The sequence below is a fragment of the Lacisediminihabitans profunda genome (assembly GCF_008040105.1).
Taxonomy (GTDB): domain Bacteria; phylum Actinomycetota; class Actinomycetes; order Actinomycetales; family Microbacteriaceae; genus Lacisediminihabitans; species Lacisediminihabitans profunda.
Map to the genome: position 1 here is coordinate 25,195 of NZ_VRMG01000016.1, position 22,248 is coordinate 47,442.

The following is a 22,248-nucleotide window of genomic DNA, read 5'->3' on the forward strand; positions in this document are numbered from 1 at the left end:
CACGCGCTGATGACGCTCTCGCGGGACGCGCTCTGGGCGCGCTCGGGCGACTGGCCGGCGGCGACCGGCCCGGAAGTCGCCGGCGGCGCGATCGACCTCGGGCTGATCGGCATCCCCACCTGGCGCACCTCCCTCTCCTCCACCGGGGCGGCGGCCACCCCCTCCGCGGTGCGCGCGGCGCTGCGGTACTACAGCGAGTTCCTCTCCCCGGACCGCGGCGTGCGGTCTGGCGCCCGCCTGACGACGACATTCGCCGACTGGGGCGACATCGAAGATCCGGATGCGGACGAGGCAGGTGCGATCTCCGCGATGGCAACCGCGGCGGCCCGCACCCGCCTGCTCGTGGCCCTCGGCGGGGACAACGCGGCGACGGTGCCGGCGGCCCTCGGAACCTGGGGTGACCGGATCGGCTCGGCGGGCCTCGTGACCCTCGACGCCCACCACGACCTGCGTGACGGCGTGAGCAACGGTTCGCCGGTTCGCCGGCTGGTCGAGGCCGGGCTGGCCGGCCGACGCGTCGTGCAGGTGGGCATCGCCGACTTCGCCAACTCCGCGGAGTACTCGGCCCGGGCCGCCGACTACGGCATCACCGTGATCCATCGGGACGAACTGCACCGGCGGCCGATGGCGGAGGTGATGGCCGAGGCGCTCGAGATCGCGGCTTCGGCGGGCGGTCCGGTGCACGTCGACGTCGATGTGGACGTGTGCGACCGTGCCGTGGCGCCCGCGTGCCCCGCCTCCGTACCCGGCGGCATCGCGGCGTGGGAGCTGAGGGTCGCGGTCCGGGCGGCCGGAGGGCATCCGTCGGTGGAGTCGATCGATTTCGCCGAGGTCGATTCGACGGCGGACTCGGCGGACGGCCGCACCGTTCGGCTCGTGGCCCTCTGCGTGCTCGAGGCCGCCGCGGGACTGGAGGCACGCCGGTGACCAGCATGCTCGTCGACAACATCGCCCTGCTCGTCACCAACGATGCGCTGCACGGATCGCTCACCGCCGAGCGGTCAGCGGCCGCCGTGGTGATCGAGCACGGGCTCGTCGCCTGGGTCGGCGACGCGGTCGACGCGCCCGCCGCGGACGAGCGCATCGACGCCGACGGGCGGTGCGTCATCCCCGGCTTCGTGGACAGCCACAGCCACCTCGTCTTCGCGGGGGACAGGGCGGACGAGTTCGAGCACCGGATGACCGGGCAGGCGTATGCCGCCGGCGGAATACGCCGAACCGTCGCCGCCACCCGCGCCGCGACGGACGCCGACCTGCTGGCGAACGCCGGGCGGCTGGTAGCCGAGATGCGAGCCCAGGGCACCACCACGGTGGAGATCAAGAGCGGCTACGGCCTCAGCGTGGCGGACGAGGAGCGGTCTGTCGCCATCGCCCGTCGCCTCACCGCCGAGACGACCTACCTCGGCGCGCACGTCGTGCCCCCGGAGTTCACGGACGACCCGGCCGGTTACGTCGAGCTCGTCACCGGGGAGATGCTCGCCGCCTGCGCCCCGCACGCGCGCTGGATCGACGTGTTCTGCGAGACCGGGGCCTTCGACGAAGACCAGGCCCGTGCCATCCTGCGGGCCGGACAGGCCGTGGGGCTCGGGGCCCGCATGCATGCCGGCCAGCTCGGCGTCTCCGGCGGAGTGCGGCTCGCCGTCGAGCTCGGCGCGGCGAGCGTCGACCACTGCACGTTTCTGGCTGATGCGGATGTCGACGCCCTGGCCGCGGGAGACACGGTGGCCACCCTGCTGCCGGGCGTCGAATTCTCGACCCGCCAGCCGTATCCGGACGCCCGTCGCCTCATCGACGCGGGGGTCACCGTCGCGATCGCCACCGACTGCAACCCCGGCTCGAGCTTCACCTCGTCGATGCCGTTCTGCATCGCGGTGGCGGTGCGCGATCTGCGGATGAGCCCGGCGGAGGCACTCTGGGCGGCGACGGCGGGCGGCGCGCGGTCCCTGTGGCGCGACGACGTCGGGGTGATTGCGGTCGGCAAGCGCGCCGACCTCGTTCTGCTCGACGCGCCCAGTTACGTGCACCTGGCCTACCGGCCAGGCGTGCCGCTCGTGCATCGTGTGATCACCGGCTGAATCGGCCAAGATGGAGTCACCGTGACCGACGGAACGCACCGCGAAGGAGCTCAGTGTCCCCGACAATCCGACTGATCCAGACCGCCGGACTCCTCCCGTCTCCCGCCCGGATCACCGAGCCGAAGGAGCCTCCGCTGCGGATTGCGGTCGTCCAGCACGCGTGGAGCTCCGATGCCGAGGCGCTCACCGAGTGGCTCGACGATGCGGTCGACACGGCGGCGGCCGCCGGAGCACGAATCGTCTTCCTGCCCGAGATCACCCTCAGCCGCTACCCGGCCGACACCCTTCCCGTGGGCGACGCCAGCGAGCTCGCCGAGGACCTTCTCGCCGGGCCGACGCTCGCCTTCGCCAGCCGGGCCGCGGTGCGGGCCGGTGTCTTCGTGCACGCCTCGCTCTACCGCGCCGCGGACGAGGGCGACGGACTCGGCCTCAACACGGCGATCATCGTCGACCCGCGGGGCAGACTCGTGGCGGCCACCGACAAGCTGCACATCCCCGTGACGGCCGGGTACTACGAGAACCGCTACTTCCGGCCGGGGTCCGCCGCGCCGGTCGCCGCCGCTCCCGGGCTCGCCGCCGGGGACCCCTATCCGGTCTACGCGCTCGACGGGCTCGGCGCTGCCCGGCTCGGTCTCCCCACCTGCTGGGACGAGTGGTTTCCGGAGGTGGCGCGCGCGTACTCGCTCGGCGGGGCCAACATCGTTGCCTACCCGACCGCGATCGGGTCGGAACCCGACCATCCGGAGTTCGACACCCGACCGCTCTGGCAGCAGGTGATCGTGGGGAACGGCATCGCGAACGGCCTGTTCATGGTGGTGCCGAACCGCACCGGCACCGAGACGCGGCCGGACGGCAGCCGGGGCAACACCTTCTATGGTTCGTCCTTCGTGAGCGACCCATACGGCCGCATCCTCGTGCAGGCCCCCCGGGACGAACCGTGTGTACTCGTGGCCGACCTCGACCTCGCTCAGCGCGCCGACTGGCTCGACCTCTTCCCGTTCCTCGCCACGAGGCGGCCGGACACCTACGGCTCCCTCACCTGGCCGGTCGTGACGGAGTGAGCTGGCGGATGCCGGCGGAGGGCGCGAGGCAGGAACGCCTCTGGCTCGCCTGGCCCACCGGCGGCTACACCCTCGGCGACACGGCGGAGGAGGCGGAGGAGGCCCGCCGCACCTGGGCGGCGGTCGCGAACGCCGCGGCCGGGTTCGAACCGGTGAGCGTGGTCGTGCACCCGCGGGACGTGGACCTCGTCGCCCGCTACCTCGACGGCTCCATCGAGGTCTTCGTGCGCGAGATCGACGACGCGTGGATCAGGGACAGCGGACCCACCTTCGTCGTCGACGACGAGGTGCCCGGCTCGCTCGGTGCGGTCACCTGGACCTTCAACGGCTGGGGCGGCCAGGAGTGGGCGAGCTGGCAGCACGACAGCACCCTCGGGCCCGCCGTCGCCGACTGGGCAGGGGCCGAGCGGATCGACTCCCCTCTCGTCAACGAGGGCGGCGGCATCCACGTGGACGGTGCGGGCACCGTGCTCGTGACCGAGACGGTGCAGCGAGACCCCGGTCGCAACCCGGGAATCACCCGGAAGGCCGTCGAGGCGGAACTGGCCCGCACCCTCGGCACCACGACCACGATCTGGCTGCCGCGCGGCCTCACCCGAGACTCGAGCACCTTCGGCACGCGCGGGCACGTCGACATCGTCGCGACGATCGCCTCTCCCGGCCGGCTGCTCCTGCACGACCAGCGAGACCAGGCGCATCCGGATTTCGCGGTCTCGGCGGAGTTGCGAGCCGCGCTGTCCGAGGCGCGGGATGCCGCTGGCCGGTTGTTCGAGATCGTCGACCTGCCGGCGCCAGAAGTGCTGCGCGACGAGGAGGGCTTCGTCGACTACAGCTACGTCAACCACGTGCTCGTCAACGACGGGGTCATCGCCTGCGCCTTCGACGACCCGCGCGACGCGGACGCCCTCGCGATCCTGCGGGACGCGTACCCCGGGCGCACCGTCACCGCCGTCGACGCGAGGCCCCTGTTCGCCCGCGGCGGCGGCATCCACTGCATCACCCAGCAGCAGCCCGCCGTGTGACCGGCTACTCCTCGAAGGTGTTGACCATCGCCTGGGCGGCGCGATCCAGGTAGCCCCAGAGGGTCGCGTCGTCGAGGGGCGAGAGCCCGAGGCTGTCGACCGCGGTGCGCATGTGCGAGAGCCAGTGGTCGCGCGCCTGCTGGTTGACCTTGAACGGCGCGTGTCTCATCCGCAGCCGCGGATGCCCGCGCTGCTCGGAGTACGTTCCCGGACCGCCCCAGTACTGCTCGAGGAAGCCGGTCAGACGCTGGATGGCGCCCTCGAGGTCCTGCTCTGGATACATCGGCCAGAGCACCGGATCGGTGCGCACGCCCTCGTAGAAGTGGCGCACGAGCCGTTCGAAGGTGGCGCGTCCGCCCACCTTCTCGTAGAAGCTGCCGGTGGCCGCCTCGCCGTGCTCCGTCACTCGAAGGATGATGGGGCTCTTCTGGCCGCCGGGGATCTCTGCGTTCTCGGTCATTGTCGTGACTTTCTCGGTGCTCTCGGCGGCTTCGCGTCGGCGGTGGACGCGATCGGATTCGGCGCCGTGCGCGGCGGCCGGGCACCGCGGATGCTCTCCGCTCCCTCGAATCCGCTCAAGACGATGCTGTTGAGGGCGGGGAGCCGGATGCCCATCTCGTCCAGCCCGGACTTGAGCCGGGAGCGCAACTCGCGGGCCACGTCGTCCTTCGTTCCGGGCCGGGTCTTGACCACGAGCCGGATCACGATGGCCTCCGCCGAGATGGACTCGATGCCCCAGATCTCCGGCTTCTCCAGGATGCGACTGCGCCACTTGATGTCCGCGGCCAGCTGCAGGGCGATCGACAGCATCCGCTCCTGCACCGCGGCGACGTCGGCGTCGTAGGGCACCGCGAGATCGATGATCACCCGCGACCAGCCCTGGGACATGTTGCCGACCCGGATGATCTCGCCGTTGCGCACGAACCAGACGGTGCCGTTCACGTCGCGGATCTGGGTGATCCGGATGCCGACCGTCTCCACCACGCCGGTCGCCGGACCGAGGTCCACGACATCCCCGACGCCGAGCTGGTCCTCCGCGACCATGAACAGGCCGTTGAGCACGTCCTTGACGATGTTCTGGGCGCCGAAACCGAGGCCGGCGCCGATTGCCGCCGTGATGATCGCGAAGGAGCCGAGGATCGAGGGGCTGATCGCCGTGATCACGGACAGGGTGGCGACGACGACGAGCACCACGGCGACGATGTTGTTGAGCACGCTGCCGAGCGTGCGGGTGCGCTGCACGATGCGCACGGCGCTCATCGGCGAGGTCATCAGGGCCTGGGTGTCCTGCGCGTTCTGGCGCTTCTTCACCCCGTTGACGATCCGGTTGACCACCCGGTCGATCACGACTCGCGAGATCAGGCGCACCGCGATGGCGACCACGATGATCACGATCACCTTAACGAAGGTCATCTGGTAGATGTCGTGCATGGTCGCCCAGAATGCGGTCCAGCCGTCTGTCGTCACCGCAGTCATCATTGCACCGAGTTTACCGGCGCCGGTTGTGAGGCTCGGGCATCCCGGGCGTGGGCGGTCAGCCCGGGCCAGCGTGCCGACCCGGAATGACCGCGCACGCCCGGAAGCGTTCCGCGGCTGCGGTTACGCGTCCCTCGCCTGCACGCGGAGCGCGCGCTCCACGCCAGCGAGGTTTTCGATCACCAGGCGGCGCAGCGCGGGGATCTCCTGGTTGGCGTCCAGCCAGGCCTTCGTCGCCTCGACGAGGGCCTGCGAGGCGAGCGGCGCCGGGTAGAGGCCCACGACGAGCGTCTCGGCGATGTGGTAGCTGCGGCTCTTCCAGATGTCACCGAGTGCGCCGAAGTACCGGGCCACTAGCGGCTCGAGCGACGACGGGTCGTTGGTGTGCTGGTAGCCGACGGCTGTCTGGCGCACGATCGCGTTCGACGGCTCGGCGCCGGCCGGGTCGACGAGCGACTCGAACGCGGCGAGCTTCGCCTCCGCGGTGGGGATGGTGGCCGTCGCCCGCGCCGCGGCCTGCTGGCCGTTTGAGGTGTTGTCCTTCGCGAGCGCCGCCGCTATCTCGTCCGCTCCGGCCTCGCCGTTGAGTACGAGTCCTTCGAGGATCTCCCAGCCGAGGTCGGTGTCGATCTCCAGCCCGTCGAGGGGTGCCGTGCCATCGTGCAGGCCCCTCAGTGCCGCGGCGTGCGCGGGAGTGGAGGCGAGCGACGCGAAGAACTTCACGAACTGGAACTGCGCGTCCGATCCGGCCTCGGCGTTGCGGGCGAGCGACCAGAGGGCGTCGCCCACGCGGATCAGCGTCTCGGTTCGCCGCTCGGGTGCCACGTACTGCTTGGTGGCGAGACCGAGTTGACCGAGCGTCGTGCGGGTCGTCGTCGATTCCGTCTCGGTCGCGATGTTGCCGAGCACGAGCCGCACGTAGTCGCTCGCGGGCGTCTCGGCATCTCGGGTAGCGTCCCAGGCCGCGCCCCACACGAGGGAACGGGCGAGCGGGTTCTCGATGTCCTTGAGGTGCTCGAGCGCCACGGCGAGCGAGGCCTCGTCGAGACGGATCTTCGCGTAGGCGAGGTCGTCGTCGTTGAGCAGCACGAGGGCGGGCCTGGCCACCCCGATCAGTTGCGGCACCTCGGTGCGCTCGCCGTCGACATCCAGCTCCACTCGGTGCACCCTCACGAGCTTGCCGCTGTTCTCGCCCTCCGTTGCGAGGTCGTAGAAGCCCACGGCGAGGCGGTGCGGACGGATGGTCGGGTAGTCGGCCGCGGCGGTCTGCAGAACCGCAAAGGACGCGATCGAACCGTCGGCATCCGTCGTGATCTCCGGACGCAGGGTGTTGACACCGGCGGTCTCGAGCCAGAGCTTCGACCAGTCACCGAGCGATCGCCCGCTCGTGATCTCGAGCTCGGCCAGAAGGTCGGCGAGCTCCGTGTTTCCGTACGCGTGGTTCTTGAAGTAGGCGGCGACGCCGGCGAAGAACGCATCGATGCCCACCCAGGCCACCAGCTGTTTGAGAACCGAGCCGCCCTTGGCGTAGGTGATGCCGTCGAAGTTGACCTGCACGTCTTCGAGGTCAGTGATCGTCGCGACGACGGGATGGGTCGAAGGAAGCTGGTCCTGACGGTAGGCCCAGCTCTTCTCCATCGCCTGGAAGGTGGTCCAGGCACCGGTCCACTCGGTGGCCTCCGCGGTGGCGATGGTGGAGGCCCACTCCGCGAAGGACTCGTTGAGCCAGAGGTCGTTCCACCACTTCATCGTGACGAGGTCGCCGAACCACATGTGGGCGAGCTCGTGCAGGATGGTGACGACGCGTCGTTCCTTGATCGCGTCGGTGACCTTCGACCGGAAGACGTAGGTCTCGGTGAAGGTGATCGCTCCGGCGTTCTCCATGGCTCCGGCGTTGAACTCCGGTACGAAGAGCTGGTCGTACTTGGCGAACGGGTAGGGATAGTCGAACTTCTGTTCGTAGTACGCGAAGCCCTGGCGGGTCTTCTCGAAGATGTAGTCGGAGTCGAGAAACTCGAAGAGGGACTTGCGCGCGAAGATTCCCAGCGGGATGACGCGACCGTCGCGGCTCGTGAGCTCGCTGCGCACCACCTCGTACGGGCCGGCGATCAGCGCGGTCACGTACGACGACAGCACCGGGGTGGGGGAGAAGGCCCAGGTGGCCGCGTCGCCGTCGACGACGGGCTCGGGGGTGGGGGAGTTGCTCACGACCTGCCAGCGCGCCGGTGCGGTGACCGTGAAGGCGAACGACGCCTTGAGGTCGGGCTGCTCGAAGACCGCGAACACGCGGCGCGAATCCGGAACCTCGAACTGCGAATAGAGGTACACCTCGTTGTCGACCGGGTCCACGAAACGGTGCAGGCCCTCTCCCGTGTTGGTGTACTCGGCATCCGCGACGACGGTGAGTTCGTTCTGCTGGGCGAGGTCGTCGAGCTGGATGCGCACGCCGTCGCTCACGGCGGCTGGGTCGAGCGGAGTGCCATTGAGGGTCACCGAGTGCACGGTGCGAGTGAAGGCGTCGATGAAGGTGGAGGCCCCGGCAGTGGCCGTGAAGCGCACGGTCGTCGTGCTGCGGAACACCTCGCTCCCCGTGGTGAGGTCGAGCGTGACATCGTAGCTTTCGACCGCAATGAGCGCCTTACGCTCTGCTGCCTCGACTCTGGTGAGGTTCTCTCCTGGCACGTGTTGCTCCTTCACAGCGGGGGGATTGTGTCCGAGAGCCAGCCTAATGCGACCGTCGGAGACGCCAATCCGCGCGCAAGGAGCGGGTTCCGGACCGCATCCGGCCCGGAACCCACGATTGCTCAGTCGGCGCGGGAGAACTGCCGAGACGTCGCGCCGGACGTGACGGCCCGCGGCACCCGTGACTGGACGTCGCCGATCACGGCGACCAGCAGGGCGCGCAGACGAGCATCCTGATCCGTCACGCAGGCCTCGGCGATGCCCACCACCGCGGTGCGGATGATCGCATCCGTCATGAGGGGGGTCGACCGCGGGTTGAGCGAACCCGAGGTCGCGAGGAAGGCATGCGCCCATTCCGCCGCCCCCGGCGTGAGCCGCAGCGCCTCCGCGATCCGCTCCCTCGTCGCGGCGACCGCGGGGTCACCGGAGATGGCGAGGAGTTCGTCGCAGCGGAGGATGCCGGCGGCCAGCGCGCGCTGTCGGCCCTCGCTGGCGATCGGCAGGGCAACACTCGCCGCTCGCGCGGCGACGAGGAGTCCGATGTACGGATCCGTGCCGTTCAGGCCCACCACCGAGGGGATGTGGGTGACGAGCTCGCTGCGTGCGGCATCCGAGCTGCAGTCATTCACCATCCTCGCGAGCGAGGCCAGCGCGGGATGGGTGCAGGCCGGATGGTCGCTCCATTTTTCGCCGGCAAGCCAGGACGCGTACTCCATGAAGCACGCACCGCTTTTGGGGCTTCGATGTTTGCCTCGTGACAGCACGGGCATGAGTTCGGGTGATACGTTCCTTGATCGCGACATTTGAGGTGCCTCCCGCCACTCTCGCAACTGGTGAATCAAGTGTGCGCCTCGAAACGCGCCAAAACCAGACCCCGTCTGGCTGGATGCGGCGCGTGGGCGCCACATTCGACCGTCTCGGGGTGCGCTCAGTATGGTTGGCCCATGGCCACCATGGTGTTCGAACGTTCTCTTCCCGACCCCCGCGTCGTCGCGGCCTCGCTCGACGGTTCGAGGCTCGCCCCGTTCTGGCTCGACGACCTCGGCACGCGGGCATCCTTCCCCCGGCACCGGGGCACCGCGAACGTCGATCTCGCGATCGTGGGGGCAGGATACGCCGGCCTCTGGACGGCCCTGCAGGCGAAGGAGCGGGATCCCTCGCTGCGGGTGATCGTGCTGGAGGGCAAGACGGTGGGCTGGGCGGCATCCGGACGCAACGGCGGCTTCTGCGAGGCGACCCTCACCCACGGGGAGGCGAACGGGCAGAACCGGTTCGCCGACGAGCTGGAACAGCTCGATCGGCTCGGCGCCGAGAACCTCGATGAGATCGAGGCCACCGTCGCCCGTCTCGGTCTCGACTGCCAGTTCGAACGAACGGGGTCTCTCGCCGTGGCCGTGGAGGACTACCAGGTCGCCGAGCTCCGGGACGCCCACGACGGCGTCGACGAGATCTTCTTCGACGCCGAGCAGATTCGAGGCCGGGTGAATTCGCCCACCTACCTCGGGGGCCTCTGGAGCAAGCGGGACACGGCGATGGTGCACCCGGCGAGGCTCGCCGCGGAACTCGCCAGGGCGTGCGTCGAGGCGGGCGTCCAGATCGTGGAGCACTCGCCGGTGCGCGCAATCGACAGCGAGTTGCCGAACGGCCCGGTCACGCTCACGCTGGACGGTGGCTTCGTGCACGCGGACCGGGTCGCCCTCGCCACCAACGCCTTCCCCTCGCTGCTCAAGCGCTACCGGCTGCACACGGTGCCGGTGTACGACCACGTGCTCATGACGGAGCCGCTCAGCGCAGCGCAACTCGCCTCCATCGGCTGGGAGGGCAGGCAGGGCGTTGCCGACCTCGCCAACCAGTTCCACTATTACCGGCTGACCGCCGACAATCGCATCCTGTGGGGCGGGTACGACGCCGTGTACCACTACGGCGGGCGCATCCGCAGCGAGTACGAGGATCGTCCGCAGACCTTCCGCACCCTGGCGAGCCACTTCTTCACGACCTTCCCGCAGCTCGAGGGCGTGCGATTCAGCCACCGCTGGGCGGGGGTCATCGACACGAGCAGCCGGTTCTGCGCCTTCTTCGGGCTCGCCCGCCAGGGCCGCGTCGCCTACGCCGCGGGGTTCACCGGCCTCGGGGTGGCCGCGACCCGGTTCGCGGCGAACGTCATGCTCGACCAGCTCTCCGGCGAGCAGACCGAGCGCACGCAACTGCGCATGGTGCGCGAGATGCCGCTTCCCTTCCCTCCCGAGCCGGCCACCTATGCGGCGGTGCAGGCGACCCGGTGGGCCCTTGACCGGGCAGACCACAACTCCGGCAAGCGCAACGTGCTGCTGAAGACCCTGGATGCCGTGGGCCTCGGCTTCGATTCGTAGCGGTGCACCCCGGGGTGTCGGCGCCCCGGAGTAGCCTCCGAGCATGAATCAACAGGATCTCTTTCTCATGTCCGACGCGGCGCTGCGCGATGTGATCGACATGATCGATCACGACCAGCTGGCCCAGCCCGCCCCCGCCGAGTGGTCGCGCAAGCCGAACCCGACGCTTCGCGACATCATCGCCTACCACGCGTACGACGAGGCGTGGGTTCCGGATGTGCTGGCCGGCCGCACCGCGGAGGAGGTCGGCACCCGCCACGACGGGGACCTGCTCGGTGACGACCCGATCGCGAGCTACGACGACATCAACGATGCGGCGATGGAGGCCGTGTCCCGCGATCTCGACTTCGACCGGATCGTGCACCTCAGCTACGGCGACTTCTCGCTCGGCGACTACCTTGTGCACACGAGCACCTACCGCGCCTTCCAGGCCTGGTCCATCGCCCACTCGCTCGGCCTCGACTTCTCCCTGCCCGAGCCTCTCGTCGACGGCCTCTGGCAGATCCTCGGGCCGCAGATCGCAGACTTCCGCGCCATGGGCGTGTTCCCTCCGGAGGTGCCGGTTCCTGCCGGGTCCGACCCCGAGGTGCAGCTTCTCGGCAAGGTCGGGTATTGGAAGCCGTGATGCTCGATGCTGGTTCCGCGGTCGCCGCCGTCGATCTCGATCTCGAACTCGAGGCGGTGGCCGGCGAGCAGGTGGTCGCCGGTGAACCGATGACGGGCTCGGCGGTGCTCTGCACGCGTGGCGCGGGGGACATAGGCGCGGAGGAGATCGGGGTATGGGAGATGACCCCCGGCTCGATGCGCGACGTGGAGTCGGACGAGGTCTTCGTGGTGATCGCGGGCCGGGCGACCGTGCGTTTCGACCACGACGGCACCGTTCTGCAGCTCGGCCCGGGAACGGTCGGTCGGCTCGCCGCGGGACAGCGCACGGTGTGGACGGTCACCGAGACGATTCGCAAGGTCTACATCGCCTAAATTGGTGAGCATGCGCATCCACATCGCCACCGATCACGCCGGACTCGAATTCAGCACCGACCTTCAGGAGCACCTGCGCTCTGCGGGCCACGAGGTAGTCGACCACGGGCCGACCGTCGTCGATCCGCTCGACGACTACCCGAGCTTCTGCATCAACGCCGCGCGCGCGGTCGTGGCCGACCAGCGCTCCGGCATCGAGGCGCTGGGCGTGGTCTTCGGCGGGTCGGGCAACGGCGAGCAGATGGCGGCGAACAAGGTGCTCGGCGCCCGCGCCGCACTCGTCTGGAATGTGTCGACAGCGTTGCTCGCGCGCCAGCACAACGACGCGAACCTCATCTCGATCGGTGCCCGCCAGCACACCGTCGACGAGGCCAAGCTCTTCATAGACACGTTCATCGCGGAGCCGTTCTCGGGCGAGGAGCGCCACGTGCGCCGCATCGCGCAGCTCGCAGAATACGAGGCCACGGGGCTCATCGCCGGCCACGAGATCGACTGACCGTGCCAGAGGGCCACTCCGTCCACCGCATCGCCCGCCAGTTCGGGCTGCACTTCGTCGGGCATCCGGTGCGCGTTTCCTCGCCGCAGGGACGCTTCGTGGACGGTGCGGCTCGGCTCGACGGGCACACGATCACCGAGGCCAGGGCCGTGGGAAAGCAGATGTTCCTCCGCTTCGACAATGACCTGTGGCTGCGGGTGCATCTGGGAATCTACGGCGCCTGGGACTTCGCGGGCGACATCACCGTCGACGCGACCGTCGCCGCGGCGAACGGTCGGATGGGCCAGACCAACCAGCGAGGAACGGTCGCCGACCAGGACGGCGCGAACGGCTCGGAGAGCTCGCTGTCGAGCATCGGCGCGCCCCGGCGGACCCGCCTGCGGATGGCGGAGCAGGAGAAACTCGAGGAGCCGATCGACGTCTTTCCGCCGGAGCCGATCGGCGCGGTGCGGGTGCGGCTGCTCACCGACGATGCCGTGGCGGACCTGCGCGGCCCCACCGCGTGCGAGGTGCTGACGCCCGATCAGGTGGAGGCCACGATCGCGAAGCTCGGCCCGGACCCGCTCGAGGTGGACGCGGCGGAGGGCGAGGAGCGTTTCGTGAGCGTGGTGCGTCGGAAGCCGACCCCCATCGCCCTCCTGCTCATGGACCAGGGAGTCGTCAGCGGAATCGGCAACGTCTACCGGGCCGAACTTCTCTTCCGCGCACGTCTCAACCCGCATACTCCGGGCAAGCTGGTTCCGGAGCAGACGCTGCGGGAGCTGTGGCGCGATTGGACGAGGCTCCTCGCGACGGGCGTCGCGACCGGCCAGATGCTCACCATGGACGACCTCGACCCCGACGACTACCGCAAGGCGCTCGCCTCCCGCGACGACCGGCACTGGGTCTATCACCGCGCCGGTCTGCCCTGCCGGGTCTGCGGCACGAACATCGTCATGGAGGAGCTCGGCGGGCGCAAGCTCTACTGGTGCCCCAGGGACCAGGCATGAGGCGCACGCCAGCCTTCCTGCTCGAGGATGAGGCCGAGGTCAAGAGGCTCATCCGGGAGAACCCGTGGGCCACGATCGTGTCGAGCACGGCGACCGGGATCGTCGCCTCGCACTACCCGGTGGTGCTCGAGGAGGACGCGGACGGCATCAGCATCGTGAGCCACGTCGGGCGACCGGACGAGCAGTTGCACGAGCTGGGGCGGCACGAGGTGCTGGTGATCATCCAGGGTCCACACGGCTACATCTCGCCCGGCTGGTACGGGGCGGTCCCGGCCGTCCCCACCTGGAATCACGTGACCGCTCACCTCTACGGCACCCCCGAAATCCTCTCCGACGAGGAGAACTACCGCGTGCTCGGCGACCTCGTGGACTTCTTCGAGAACCGGATGCCGCATCCGGCACGGCTCGAACAGAACGAGGAATACGCCAGGCGGATCGTGCACGGCACGGCGGGCTTCCGCCTGCGGGTGACGCGCTTCGATGCGCGGCTCAAACTCAGCCAGAACAAGTCGCCCGAGGTCGTCGCGACAATCATCGACGAGCTCGAGCACGGCGCGAACTACGCCCAACCCGCTCTCGCGCGCGAGATGAGACGGGTGCACGGCGAATGAGCATTGTGCTGCGCAACGCGCGGATTGTCGGCGCGGGCGCGCCTCCCACCGACCTGCTCGTGTCCGACGGATCGATTTCGGCGATCGGCGGCGAGCTGTCGGGTGACGAGTCCGTCGACCTCGGCGGCCGGTTCGTGATCCCGGGCCTGTGGGACAACCACGTCCATCTCACTCAGCATGCCCTCGCCCAGCGCCGGGTCGATCTCTCGACCGCGACATCCGCCGCCGAGGCCGCCCGAGTGATGGGCGAGGCGTTCCGCACGGCTCCGCCGGAGGCCGGGCTTCCGCTCGTGGGGTTCGGCTTTCGCGATGGGTTGTGGCCGGATGCGCCCTCCGCCGCGCTGCTCGATTCGCAGGTGGACACCGTGCCCGTGGTACTCGTGAGCGGTGACCTGCACTGCTGCTGGCTCAACTCCGCCGCTCTCGGGCGGTTCGGGTATGCCGGCCGCTCGACCGGAATCCTCCGTGAGGACGAGGCCTTCCCGGTCACGGCCGCGCTCCAGGACGTGCCTGACGCCGTGCTCGACGCGTGGGTGAGCGAGGCCGCGCGGGCGGCGGCCGGCCGCGGCGTGGTGGGCGTAGTGGACTTCGAGATGGCGGACAACATCCCGGTCTGGGGTCGCCGATTCGCCGCGGGATTCGATTCGCTGCGGATCTCAGCAGGCGTCTACACCGAGCACCTCGAGGCGGCGATCGCCGCCGGGCGGTTCACCGGCGAGGTGATCGCGGGAACGGGCGGCCTGCTCACGATGGGACCGTTCAAGGTGCTCATCGACGGCTCGCTCAACACCCGTACCGCCTACTGCGCGCACGTCTACCCGGGCCTCGAGCACTCCGATCGCCCGAACGGCATCCTGACGGTGCCGGGGGACGAGCTCACCGATCTGATGATGCGAGCATCCGGCGCCGGGTTACTCCCCGCCGTTCACGCCATCGGCGACGAAGCCAACCGCATCGCCCTCGACGCGTTCCAGGCGGTCGGATGCCGCGGTCGAATCGAGCACGCCCAGCTGCTGCTCGACGCAGACCTGCCGCGCTTCGCCGCCCTCGGCGTGGCGGCGAGCGTGCAGCCCGAACAGGCCATGGACGACCGCGGCGTCGCCGACCGATACTGGGCCGGACGCACCGGCCGGGCCTTCGTGCTGCGCAGCCTCCTCGATGCCGGGGCGCAGCTGCTCCTCGGGTCGGATGCCCCGGTCGCTCCGCTCGACCCGTGGGTGACCATGGCGGCTGCGGTCGGACGTTCCCGCGACGGGCTGGAGCCGTGGCATCCGGAGCAGGCGATCTCGGCGGCCGAGGCGCTCGTGGCGTCCACAAACGGCCGTTCGCGCGTGGCGGTCGGCGAGGACGCGGATCTCGTGGTCCTGGATCTCGACCCCCTCGTGGCCGCGCCCGACGCCCTCCGCCGCATGCCGGTCGCCGCGACGATGCTCGCCGGAAGCTGGACCTTCTCGGCCCTCTAGCCGTGCCGCTCGTGCGCGGCACGTTGTGCAGGACACCCTGTGCAGGACACCTTCTGCTTTCTGCAGGACGCGGCCCGGTTGCCCCGGTGCCCGCCCTACAGACTCCAGTTCTGCAGGACACGTTCTGCAGGACAGGGACCGGGTGCCCACCCCGCAGACTCCCGTTATGCAGGACGGCCTGTGCAGGACAGCCCGCGCCGAGCCGCGCCGCACGCATCGCCGTCGGTCGAGTTGTGCAGGACGGTCACCGACCTGGCTTCGGTCTTCAGCGGGCTGTGCAGAACGCGCAACCTCCACCCTGTTCTCTGCTCCGTGTCCTTCCGATGTCCCGCAGAGACTGTCCTGCACAACGTGTTGTCGGGCGTGCAGCGTCCTGCAGAACGTGTCCTGCAGAACTGGAGTCTGTGGGGTGGGCGGGCGTGTGGCGGGAGGAGGTCCTGCGCAACGAGTCGTTTGGGTGAGCAGTGCGTCCTGCACAACGCGTCCTGCACAACCCGTCCCGCACAACCCGGCCCAAACGCGAGCGAGGAACCGCAAGGCCGGGGGTAAACCCCACCACGTATCCGTGAGCCAGCCGGGTGGGCGAGCGGGGAAGCACTCGCGATGCTGGAGCTATGACAATCACCGACACCGCCCCTATGACCTCAGAGTCTGGCACTCTGGGTGCTGTGAGCACCCCGCCCTCGAAACGACCGGCCGCGTACTGGCGACTGTGGAGGAAAGTTCCCCGAGAGCTCGGATTCCTCATCCTCACCCTCCCCATCGCGGTGGTGGGCTTCGCCGTCGCCGTCACCCTCTTGAGCGCGGGCGCAGGCACCCTCGTCACCTTCTTCATTGGCGCGTTCCTGCTGATCGGGGCGCTCTACGTCTCGCGCGGCTTCGGCATCCTCGAGCTCGTGCGCCTCGAGTGGGCGGGCCGTCCACGCATCGAGCGTCCGGAGTGGCAGGATGCCCGCGCACGCGAGGGGTTCTGGGGCTGGCTCCGATCGGTGCTCGGCAACGGACACTACTGGCTGTACCTGCTCCATACCCTCGTCATCAACTTCGCCATCTCCCTGATCACCTGGGTGATCACCGTGGTCTGGGTGTCGGTGGGCCTCGGCGCGCTCAGCTACGGACTCTGGTGGCGCACGGTGCCGAAGGGCGACGGCAACTGGTACCTCGCCGATTGGTTGCTCGGGCTTTTCGGGGCATCGGCCCAGGGCGGCGCTCGAGACGCGCTCGAGGTCGTGTTCACGGCCGCGATCGGCCTCGTCGTGATCGCCACCCTGCCCTTCGTCACCCGCGGACTCGTGCTGCTCCACCACGTGATCGCTCGCGGGGTACTCGGCGCCTTCCGGTCCGATGCCCTGCAGCGCGAGGTGATCGCTCTCAGCGCGTCGCGCGGCGCGGCGGTCTCCGCCGAGGGTCACTCGCTGCGTCGCCTCGAGCGAGACATCCACGACGGGCCGCAGCAGCGACTGGTGCGCCTTCAGATGGACCTCGCCGCCGCCGACCGGCAGCTGGACACCGACCCGCAGAAGGCCCGTGCCCTCATGGCGGAGGCCATGGTTCAGTCGCGAGAGGCCCTGGAAGAGTTGAGGGCCCTCTCGCGTGGCTTCGCCCCGCCGATCCTGCTCGACCGGGGGCTCGTCGCGGCCCTCGAGTCGCTCACCGTGCGCAGCCCCGTGCCCATCAGGCTCGTCAACGAATTGGCGGCCGACGTGGATCTACCGCAGGAGATCGAGCGCAACGCCTATTTCGTGGCGAGTGAGCTCCTCACCAACGTGGCCAAGCACGCGTCGGCGACCGACGTCGAACTGAGGGTCGCGCTGCGCCGAGTGCCGGAGCCGGACTCGACCTGGCTCGACCTCACCGTCACCGACAACGGAACCGGCGGGGCGGCGGTCACGGACGGGCATGGCCTCGCCGGCCTGGACGAGCGTGTGCGCGGTCTCGGCGGCATCCTCTCCGTCTCGAGCCCCGTCGGCGGTCCGACCAGGGTGAGCGCGCACCTCCCCGTCACTTACTGAGGCCGGGCCCGACCGGGTCGCGGCCCGGGCGGGCAATAGGGTGGTGTCGTGATCGATACCCCCCTGCGCGTTCTCGTCGCCGACGACTCGGTGCTGTTGCGCGAAGGGCTCGTGCGGGTTCTCGTGGAGGCGGGTCACGAGGTCGTCGGCGCCTTCGCGAACGCCGACCTCCTGCTGGAACGCCTCGTGGAACTCGCCCCGGACCTCGTCGTGCTCGACGTGCGGATGCCGCCCACCTTTCGCGACGAGGGCGTGCGCGCCGCGATCCGGGCGAGACAATTGCTGCCAGGGGTCGGGATCCTGCTGCTCTCGCAATATGTCGAGGTGGCCTACGCCCAGGACCTGCTGTCGTCGGGCACCGGTGGCATCGGCTATCTGCTGAAGGACCGGGTCGCGTCCCTCGACGAGTTGAAGGACGCGATCGAGCGCATCGCGTCTGGCGGCACGGTGCTCGACCCGGAGGTGGTCGCCCAGCTCATCGGTCGCCGGCACGACCCGCTCGAGAGGCTCACGCCGCGCGAGAGCGAGGTCATCACCCTCATGGCGGAGGGCCGCACCAACGCGGCGATCGCTGCCCAGCTGGTGATCGGCACGGGCGCAGTCGAGAAGAACGTCACGTCGATCTTCCAGAAGCTGGGACTCGACGATTCGGGCAGCGACCATCGCCGCGTGCTCGCCGTACTCGCCTGGCTGCAGCGCTAGTCGAGGCCGGTGCGGCCCGCCGGTCGATCAGCGAGTGACGGCCGTCGCCCGATCCATGCTCTCGGCGATCTGGAGTTCCGGGCGCGGTTCCTCCACCTTGTTGGTCCAGTTCGTGCCGTTCCACCAGCGAAGCTGGGGGAGGCCCAGCGGATCGCGGTACCAACCTGCGGGCACGGAAGTGTCGTTGAGTGACATGGTGAAAGCTCCTGGGGGTGGAGCCCTCTTCGGGGGAGGGCCAGTCGGGTGAAAGCACAGCGGGTAGAAGGCACAGCGGGTGAAGGCACAGCGTTTGAAAGCCCAGCGGGGAACGGGCATGTCGGGTAGAGACCTCTCGGGTGAGGTTGTTTCGACCCTAGTCCCCCTTTTAGAGGACAGGCAGCCCCCGTCTGGGGGGTGCTACCGCAGGGATCGGATGCGCGTCGCGAGCGTCGCAAGACCGCGCATACTCTTCTCGAAGCGGGCGCTGATGACCACGATGATCACACCGCCCACCGCGAGCCACAACCACCACTCCACCGAATCGTAGACGAGCCGGATCTGCGGGGCGAAGGTGGCTATCGCGTGCACGAGCGCCACCACGGCACCGATCAGGAACGGCGCCTGCAGCCGCCAGCGGACGCCGGCGATCACGACGGCGACACTCGCCACGCCGAGGCCGACGAGTCGCCAGAGCGGGGCATCCACCGCCGTCGCGAGAAGCGACGGAACAAGAAGCGCGGTGATCCCCGGGGCGAGCCAGGCCCAGCTCCGGGCCGCGGGGGAGCCGGCGAGCACCGTCGCCCCCGTGGCGAGCAGGGCGAGGGCCACCGGAATCGACGCGAGTTCGATCGAGTCCAGCGCGCCGGACGCCACTCCACCGATGCCGGCGACCGCCGCGTAGGCGATGGCGAGCCAGCCCACCGCTCGGCTGAACGGCGCGCGGTTGACGAGGAAGGCGATCACATGCAGCGCGGCGAAGAGCAGCACGAGGCTCAGTGCTCGCAGCGGCCCCAGGCCGTCTGGCGAGAAGATCGAGAGCTCGATGAGCAGGGTGGAGGTCATCGCGATGATTCCGAGAGCCTGGCTGGCGACCGAGCGAATCGCGTCGTGGGAGTCGCCGCGCACCCTCGCCTGCCCGAATGCGGCCCCGACGAGCAGGACCATTCCGCCGACCAGCCAACCGTCAACGATCGCCGAAGCGCTGCCCGGCTCGAGGCTGATGGCAATCGAGCGTCCGGCCGTCACGACGATGACGCCGATCGCACCGGCGAGCGCGGCGGCATCGAGGTATGGGCGAATGGTGGCACCGCCGAGGATCACGCTCCCGGCCACGAGCAACACGGCCGACACGGCGCCCACCACCAGCGCGCGAGCCGGCCCGCCGGTCGCCGCGTCCAGTCCCAGCGGCAGGATGGCGACGAGCAGGCCGCCGAGCGCGATGAGCGGCGCGGACCGGCTCGGGGTGTCGTGCGGTTCGCGAGGTTCGGCCCGCCAGACGAGCAGCGCGATGAGCAGCAGCGCGCCGGCAACGGGCAGCACGTAGGGTTCGAGGCCGAGCACCCTGTCGTCGGACAGGTGCCACCACAGCCCGACGGTGGCGAGCCCGAGCGCCACCCAGCCCACCCGGCGCCGGGGGGAACTCGAGGCGAACAAGCCGTCACGTCCGATCGCGAGCATCAGCGCGGCGACCGCGGCAAGCACGAGCACGAGCCAGCCGGACTCGTGGCGGTCGAGGACGGCCCTCGCGAGTGCCGGCAGTGCGACGAGACCGATTCCCACCTCGCGTGGCCAGCGGGCGCTCGCCGGCCGGAGCATGGCGACCGCGAGGCCCCCCGCGCTCGCCAGCACGGCGGAGGTGACCGGAACCACCGTGAGGGCGAACTCCGGCAAGTGGAGAACGTGGGCGAAGGAATCGACCACGAGCAGCAGCGCCGGGCCGAGGGCGATCGATGCGACGATCCGCTCGATCCGCAACGCGGACAGGGTCGGCACGGCAACCCAGGCCACGAGCGCCGCGAACAGCAGGGCGTTCACGACCAGCCCGGTCGCCGGCTCGGGCAACAGGGGTCCTCGGTCGCCGCCCGGCGCGGCGAACGCCAGACGGGCGGTCGTGGCGAAACCGCCCGCCGCGGCGATCGACATCCAGAACACCGTGCGCCGGTCGGCCTCGGAGACGAGTCGTCCGCGGCCGACTGCGGCGAGCACGAGAAGCACGATCGCGGCGATCTCGACGGCCCGGCTCAGGTTGAGCAGATCGACGGCGGGGGAGGGCGCGCCGTCCAGGGCGAGTTGCCGTGCGAGGGCGGCGGAGCCGATGAGGAGCACGCCGACGGCCGTGCCGAGCAGGGCCGCGCGAACGGCCGTCGCGGGGACCGACGTCGTGCGCGGGATGCCGCGGGCCGCGAGCAGGAGCAGGACGGCCGCGATCGAGGCGGCGAGCCAGGTGCCCGTGCTCGCCCAGCCCACGAAGTAGGCGAGGGCCGCGGATGCCGCGAGCGCCCCGACCAGGGACCCTCGGCCCACGCGGGCGACGAGCGGTCGGCCGGGCGCGGCGACGAGCAGCGCGAGGGACACCGCGGCCAGAAGCAGCCAGCCGGCCAGCACGAGCCAGAGCATGGAGAGCAATGGCACGGCGAGCACGGCCACCGCTGCGGCGAACGACGCGAGCACGGCGGCCCTCCCGCGGAGGGAGCGGCCGGCGGTCCAGAAGCCGGTCGCGATCACTCCGATCGACGCCAGGGCCAGGACGGCGAGTCCGAAGTGGTCATCGAGCCGGGAGATCTCGGACGTCGGGCTCACCTTCCACGACCTCAGCAGGGAACCGGCCACGGGAAGGACCGTGCCGGCCACCGCGGTGAAAACCGGCACGAGCCCGGTGATCGCCGCGATCACCCCGGCCGCGATGGCGGCGGTGCGGGTCTGGAGGGCGAGGGCGAGAGGGCCCCGTCGGGAGGCCAGCTCGAACAGCAGTGCCACCGTGACGGCGGCGACGGAGGGCGCGATCACCGCGACTCGATCGTCCACGCCGCGGATCACCGTCGAAGCGACGACGGAGGCGGAGAGCACTCCGCCGAGCACCGCGAAGACCGCCCCGAACGCCTTCGAGACCGAGCGCCCGGGGGCGGCGATGCCCAGTGCCGCGACATGAAACAGGGCGATCACCGCGAGCGCCGCGATGGCCACCGCGCTCGTCCACACGCCGGCACCCGGAAGTGCGAAACTTGCGGCGAACCCGGCGACGAGGGCGAGAGCGGCGCTCGACAGCAGAATGGCCCGCTCCGGGGTGCCCGTGAACCCGCGTCTCGTCGGCGTGCCGCGTCGTCCCGCCGCGACCTGGGCGAGGCCGGCCACCGCCACCGCGCCCAGGGCGAAGACCGTCCTGGTGGCGCCATCCGTGCGCTCACCCAAACCGGACACGAGCAGTCCCGCCCCCGGCGCGATCGCGGCGAAGCCGACCACGCTGGCGGTTCGAAGCCCCGACAGCCGATTCCAGCCGACGAACAGCACGGCGGTCGCGACCAGGGCCACGCCCCAGTAGAGCTCGTCGTTGCTCGCGCCGAGGCCGAAGAAGTCGTTGGCGCGCAGGGCGTAGACGTCAAGGTAGGCGAGCACGGCCGCGAGCACCGCGATGCCCTCCGCCGTGGCCGTGAGGTCCCGACGGCGAAGCAGGGACGCCACCGCGAACGCCGCCGCGGTGATCGCGCCGATGATGAGTGACCGGCCGAGGATGCCGAAGTTGATGAACGCGTAGACCAGGAAGAAGATCGCAGCCACGGAGAGCAGCGAGATGCCCACGACCAGCAGGATCACCTGCACGCCGGAGCGGCGTGGCGCGGTCGGAGAGGCGGGAGATCCCCCGGCTGGCGACGCGGGAGGCCCGGAGAACGGGGGAGGCGTGGTCGGCGCCGACGGCAGAGACGACACGGGAGGCGCTGACGGCGCCGACCCGAGCGAATCGGGCGCAGGCGCGGCCTCGCGGGCGGGCGACGACAGCACGGGCGCGGCCGCGGCGAAGGCGGCCGCCGTCGACCGGCGCGCGGCGAGGACCTGCGCCGTCTCGAAACGGATGCGGCCGATGAGGTCGAGGCGGCGGTCGAGGAGGGCGGCGGCGTGCGTCGAGGCGGCCGCCAGCTCCGCGGATGCCGGGTTGCCGAGGTCGAGGCCGCATTCCGGGCACACCTCCCTGCGCAGCGGACTGAAGCAGGCCGGGCAGGACGTCGTCGAGGTGAGGTCGCCCGGGCCGCGCGGAAAGGCGACCATCCCGGCATAGGCCCTGAAATCGGTGTCTGGTTCGGCCATTGCTCTCGTGCCCCTCTGAACGGTCGTGCGCTCA

The 22,248-nt window shown here is 70.2% G+C and carries 19 protein-coding genes; 13 read left to right on the forward strand and 6 right to left on the reverse strand.

All coding sequences use genetic code 11. The features are described from left to right. The first annotated feature begins 9 nt into the window (after positions 1 to 9). Genes FVP33_RS18335 through FVP33_RS18350 form a run of 4 tightly spaced genes read left to right on the forward strand, consistent with a single transcriptional unit; the run spans position 10 to position 4,158 of the window. Positions 10 to 927, forward strand: coding sequence for an arginase family protein (locus tag FVP33_RS18335; protein ID WP_147785146.1), 918 nt, complete (start codon positions 10 to 12; stop codon positions 925 to 927). 5 nt (positions 928 to 932) lie between these two features. Beyond that, a complete protein-coding gene (gene hutI, locus FVP33_RS18340) occupies positions 933 to 2,075 on the forward strand; it encodes an imidazolonepropionase (protein ID WP_187270811.1) in 1,143 nt (380 codons plus the stop codon). 53 nt (positions 2,076 to 2,128) lie between these two features. Next, entirely contained in the window at positions 2,129 to 3,136 is a 1,008-nt protein-coding gene (locus FVP33_RS18345; RefSeq protein ID WP_425460958.1) for a nitrilase-related carbon-nitrogen hydrolase, read from the forward strand. 8 nt (positions 3,137 to 3,144) lie between these two features. Further along, entirely contained in the window at positions 3,145 to 4,158 is a 1,014-nt protein-coding gene (locus FVP33_RS18350; RefSeq protein WP_222706794.1) for an agmatine deiminase family protein, read from the forward strand. 4 nt (positions 4,159 to 4,162) lie between these two features. Here the strand turns inward: FVP33_RS18350 and FVP33_RS18355 are convergent, their stop codons facing one another. From FVP33_RS18355 to FVP33_RS18370, 4 genes are all read right to left on the reverse strand, one after another. Further along, positions 4,163 to 4,618 (reverse strand): globin, encoded by a 456-nt coding sequence (locus FVP33_RS18355; protein WP_147785149.1) that lies wholly within the window; start codon positions 4,616 to 4,618, stop codon positions 4,163 to 4,165. Then, the gene (locus tag FVP33_RS18360; protein WP_425460959.1) at positions 4,615 to 5,637 is read right to left on the reverse strand and encodes a mechanosensitive ion channel family protein; all 1,023 of its coding nucleotides are present in this window, start codon (positions 5,635 to 5,637) and stop codon (positions 4,615 to 4,617) included. The genes FVP33_RS18355 and FVP33_RS18360 overlap by 4 nt, the downstream gene beginning before the upstream one ends. A gap of 120 nt (positions 5,638 to 5,757) precedes the next feature. Continuing rightward, entirely contained in the window at positions 5,758 to 8,316 is a 2,559-nt protein-coding gene (gene pepN / locus FVP33_RS18365; protein WP_147785150.1) for an aminopeptidase N, read from the reverse strand. 122 nt (positions 8,317 to 8,438) lie between these two features. Beyond that, positions 8,439 to 9,032 (reverse strand): hypothetical protein, encoded by a 594-nt coding sequence (locus tag FVP33_RS18370; protein WP_147785151.1) that lies wholly within the window; start codon positions 9,030 to 9,032, stop codon positions 8,439 to 8,441. Positions 9,033 to 9,260: 228 nt separating this feature from the next. Here FVP33_RS18370 and FVP33_RS18375 point away from each other — a divergent pair, with 228 nt between their 5' ends. The 9 genes from FVP33_RS18375 (at position 9,261) to FVP33_RS18415 (ending at position 17,936) form a co-directional block, all read left to right on the forward strand. Then, the gene (locus FVP33_RS18375; protein WP_147785152.1) at positions 9,261 to 10,685 is read left to right on the forward strand and encodes an NAD(P)/FAD-dependent oxidoreductase; all 1,425 of its coding nucleotides are present in this window, start codon (positions 9,261 to 9,263) and stop codon (positions 10,683 to 10,685) included. A 43-nt stretch (positions 10,686 to 10,728) separates the two neighbouring features. Further along, positions 10,729 to 11,310 carry a hypothetical protein gene (locus FVP33_RS18380; RefSeq protein WP_147785153.1) on the forward strand — a complete coding sequence of 194 codons (582 nt, stop codon included), beginning with the start codon at positions 10,729 to 10,731 and terminating at the stop codon, positions 11,308 to 11,310. After that, entirely contained in the window at positions 11,310 to 11,663 is a 354-nt protein-coding gene (locus FVP33_RS18385; RefSeq protein WP_147785154.1) for a cupin domain-containing protein, read from the forward strand. The genes FVP33_RS18380 and FVP33_RS18385 overlap by 1 nt, the downstream gene beginning before the upstream one ends. A gap of 10 nt (positions 11,664 to 11,673) precedes the next feature. Then, positions 11,674 to 12,159 (forward strand): ribose-5-phosphate isomerase, encoded by a 486-nt coding sequence (locus tag FVP33_RS18390; protein WP_147785155.1) that lies wholly within the window; start codon positions 11,674 to 11,676, stop codon positions 12,157 to 12,159. A gap of 2 nt (positions 12,160 to 12,161) precedes the next feature. Then, positions 12,162 to 13,148 carry an Fpg/Nei family DNA glycosylase gene (locus FVP33_RS18395; protein WP_147785156.1) on the forward strand — a complete coding sequence of 329 codons (987 nt, stop codon included), beginning with the start codon at positions 12,162 to 12,164 and terminating at the stop codon, positions 13,146 to 13,148. Beyond that, positions 13,145 to 13,759: an FMN-binding negative transcriptional regulator gene (locus FVP33_RS18400; RefSeq protein WP_147785157.1), complete on the forward strand. Its 615-nt coding sequence runs from the start codon at positions 13,145 to 13,147 to the stop codon at positions 13,757 to 13,759. The genes FVP33_RS18395 and FVP33_RS18400 overlap by 4 nt, the downstream gene beginning before the upstream one ends. Next, positions 13,756 to 15,222 carry an amidohydrolase gene (locus tag FVP33_RS18405; protein ID WP_147785158.1) on the forward strand — a complete coding sequence of 489 codons (1,467 nt, stop codon included), beginning with the start codon at positions 13,756 to 13,758 and terminating at the stop codon, positions 15,220 to 15,222. The genes FVP33_RS18400 and FVP33_RS18405 overlap by 4 nt, the downstream gene beginning before the upstream one ends. 668 nt (positions 15,223 to 15,890) lie before the next feature. Next, positions 15,891 to 17,234 (forward strand): sensor histidine kinase, encoded by a 1,344-nt coding sequence (locus tag FVP33_RS18410; RefSeq protein ID WP_246142421.1) that lies wholly within the window; start codon positions 15,891 to 15,893, stop codon positions 17,232 to 17,234. A gap of 48 nt (positions 17,235 to 17,282) precedes the next feature. Further along, positions 17,283 to 17,936, forward strand: a complete 654-nt coding sequence (locus tag FVP33_RS18415; RefSeq protein ID WP_246142422.1) for a response regulator transcription factor — start codon at positions 17,283 to 17,285, stop codon at positions 17,934 to 17,936. Positions 17,937 to 17,963: 27 nt separating this feature from the next. Here the strand turns inward: FVP33_RS18415 and FVP33_RS19630 are convergent, their stop codons facing one another. Then, positions 17,964 to 18,131, reverse strand: coding sequence for a DUF2510 domain-containing protein (locus FVP33_RS19630; RefSeq protein ID WP_187270806.1), 168 nt, complete (start codon positions 18,129 to 18,131; stop codon positions 17,964 to 17,966). Between the two features lie 201 nt (positions 18,132 to 18,332). Beyond that, on the reverse strand, positions 18,333 to 22,214 hold the full coding sequence (locus tag FVP33_RS18425) for an SCO7613 C-terminal domain-containing membrane protein (RefSeq protein ID WP_147785160.1): 3,882 nt from the start codon (positions 22,212 to 22,214) through the stop codon (positions 18,333 to 18,335). Between the last annotated feature and the right edge of the window lie 34 nt (positions 22,215 to 22,248).